Origin of the sequence: Kribbella sp. (assembly GCF_035655035.1) — a bacterium.
In the GTDB taxonomy this organism is placed as follows: domain Bacteria; phylum Actinomycetota; class Actinomycetes; order Propionibacteriales; family Kribbellaceae; genus Kribbella.
The window spans coordinates 1-2,497 of sequence record NZ_DASRVN010000692.1; the positions used below are offsets into that span (position 1 = coordinate 1).

3 protein-coding genes are annotated in these 2,497 nt (G+C 70.4%); 1 reads left to right on the forward strand and 2 read right to left on the reverse strand.

Annotation, left to right across the window (positions count from 1 at the left end; translation table 11 throughout):
• Positions 1-342: 342 nt before the first annotated feature.
• The gene (locus VFF46_RS36050) at positions 343-957 is read right to left on the reverse strand and encodes a class I SAM-dependent methyltransferase (protein WP_325041740.1); all 615 of its coding nucleotides are present in this window, start codon (positions 955-957) and stop codon (positions 343-345) included.
• Positions 958-976: 19 nt separating this feature from the next.
• On the reverse strand, positions 977-1,606 hold the full coding sequence (def, locus tag VFF46_RS36055; protein WP_325041741.1) for a peptide deformylase: 630 nt from the start codon (positions 1,604-1,606) through the stop codon (positions 977-979).
• A 54-nt stretch (positions 1,607-1,660) separates the two neighbouring features.
• Here def and VFF46_RS36060 point away from each other — a divergent pair, with 54 nt between their 5' ends.
• The gene (locus tag VFF46_RS36060; RefSeq protein WP_325041742.1) at positions 1,661-2,134 is read left to right on the forward strand and encodes a helix-turn-helix domain-containing protein; all 474 of its coding nucleotides are present in this window, start codon (positions 1,661-1,663) and stop codon (positions 2,132-2,134) included.
• Positions 2,135-2,497 lie beyond the last annotated feature (363 nt).

Sequence of the window (2,497 nt, forward strand, 5' to 3'; positions counted from 1 at the left end):
GACCCGCCTGATCACCCGGAGGGATGACGGCATGCCTGCTCCGGGGGACAGCTGCTCCGGCACGCGTGCTGTTGCCGGTGGACGGGGCATGGAACTGGTGCGGATGCGCGGCACCTGCCGGTGGGACGCGCTCGCGACGTACGGGCTGTCTGGCTACGAGGGGGTGTAGGAGGACGGATGCCAGCGGGCCGTGGATTCCGTTCGTTCGCTCGGCCGCGCCGTACCGGGTGCGACGGGGAGTTGGGGTTGGACTGGCGATAGGTAATGGGGTCGCGCGACAGGCTATTACCTGTTCACAGACGCCGTTGGGTGTTCAATGAGGTTCAGTTGGTGTGTCGGGCGTCAACGTTTGGCTGACCAGAAGAGGGCATGTCCACCGGAGCTCTCCGGTACGTACAACTCGGTCTCGACGGTCAGTCCGGCGTCGGTGAGCCAGCGCCGGTATGTCGCCGCATCGGTCTGGCTCCACCACATCGTCGTACCGCCGCCGAGCCAGTCGTCCTCGGTCCCGGTCCACGCCGTGTGCCCTGTCGTACAGAGAAAGAACCCGCCCGGCCGCAGCCACCGGGCGATCCGCTCGAGCAGGAGCGGCTGGTCGTCCAGCGGTATGTGGATCAGCGCGTACAGCGACACGACGGCATCGAGCGACCCGGCGGCGAGCTCGAGCGTCAGAGCGTCGGCGTTGACGAACTCGGCGTCCGGCACCTGCTCCCGCGCGCGGGAGATCTGGACCTCGCTGATGTCCACGCCGAGTACGTGGTGTCCGGCGGTGGTGAGGGCTCGGGCGATTGGTACGCCGCTGCCGCAGCCGAGGTCGAGGACCCGGCTGCCGGGTGTCAGCCGGGTGAGTAGTTCGGCGATCCAGGGGGCGTACTTCGAATCCGCGCCGGTCGCCTCGTCGTACCGCTGGGAGAGTACGTCGTACCCGCGCCGGACGATCTCCTTCGGGTCCTCCATCCGACGGACGGTACTGCGGTCAGCGGACGCCGGTCAGCTGGTTTTCCCGGGTCGAACGCCGGGTGAACACCGACGAGCGGTTCGTCGCGGACTCGGCGAGGGCGTCGTCGCGGGCGCTCGGCGACAGGTGGTCGACGTACACCGTGCCGGCCAGGTGCTGGGTCTCGTGGAGGAGGCAGCGCGCGAAGTACCCGGTCGCCTCGACGGTGAACGGGGCGCCGTGCACGTCGTACGCGTGCAGAACGGCGCGGGTCGGGCGGGGGAGCGCGGCGTCGGCGCCGGGCACCGACAAGCAGCCCTCGGTGCCGGGGTGGGTGCCGAGCAGCGCGGTGCTGGTCTCGACGCGCGGATTGAACGCGTGCCCGACATGCCGGTCGCCCTGCTCGTCGGTGAGGTCGTACACGAACAGCTGCGCGTCGACGTCCACCTGGTTCGCGGCGAGCCCGCACCCCTCGGCGATCCACATGGTCGCGAACATGTCGTCGATCAGCCCGCCCCAGCGCTCCGCCCCGAATTCGGTGACCGGCCGGCAGGGGCGGTGCAGGATCTCCTCGCCGTACTCCGTGACCCGCAGCGGCCGGCCTCGTCGTACCTCGTCCAGCAGCTCGGGCAGGCGACGGCTCGGCCGCCCTTGGATGTACGTCGGCATGCAAAGACCGTACTATGCAAAGTCAGACCTTTGCAAAGCCGCTAGGATGCCGTCATGGACACCCAACCGAACCGCCGGGACGTCGTCCGGGCGCACCCGCTGCGGGAGGCGCTGCTGAGGCTGATCGACCGCGACGGTGCGACGACGTCGACGATCGCCGCGCGCGAGCTGGGGGAGAGCACCGGCTCGTGCTCGTTCCACCTGCGGCGGCTGGAGGCGCTCGGCGTGATCGAGCCGGTTCCGGGCGCGCCGGGCCGGGTGAAGCCGTGGCAGCGGGCGCGCACCGAGCAGGCGACGCTGAACCGCGAGCTCGAGGACACCGCGTACGCGAGCTGGCTGGCCGCGAAGACCTCCGACGACGAGGACTTCGCGTTCAGCGCCGTCGTCACGCTCGCCGAGGGCGAACTCGCCGAACTCCGCGCCCGCCTGCACCGGGTCCTGCACGACTTCGTCGGCTCGGAGCCGGCCGCGGAGTCCGCCACGCCGACCGCGGTGATCATCCGCGCGTTCCCGCTCCGCGAGGAGTAGCCCGCCCGATCCGGGGAACCGCGCACCGGGTCGTCGCGTCAGGACAATGGCCGGCTCGCCCGCCGAGCGCCTCGAACATGGAGCCCCCATGACCAACGGCCAACCGCCCGACCCGCACGCCCCGGGCAGGCCCGGCTATCCGCCGCAGGGCGGGCCCGGGTGTCGTCAACCTCGTCGCGTTGGCGGTCGTCGCCCCGCTGGCACTGGTATTCCCTTGAAAACAAGCCATCGCCTGACGTGATTCGTGCGTACGGTCGTCGCCATGCGAAGCGTGACGCGGGAACAGGCCATCGCCTACCGGCTGTCCGTGAACCACCTGGTCGACCGGCTGCCGCCCGGGTCCCAGGAGCAGGCGGCGTACGT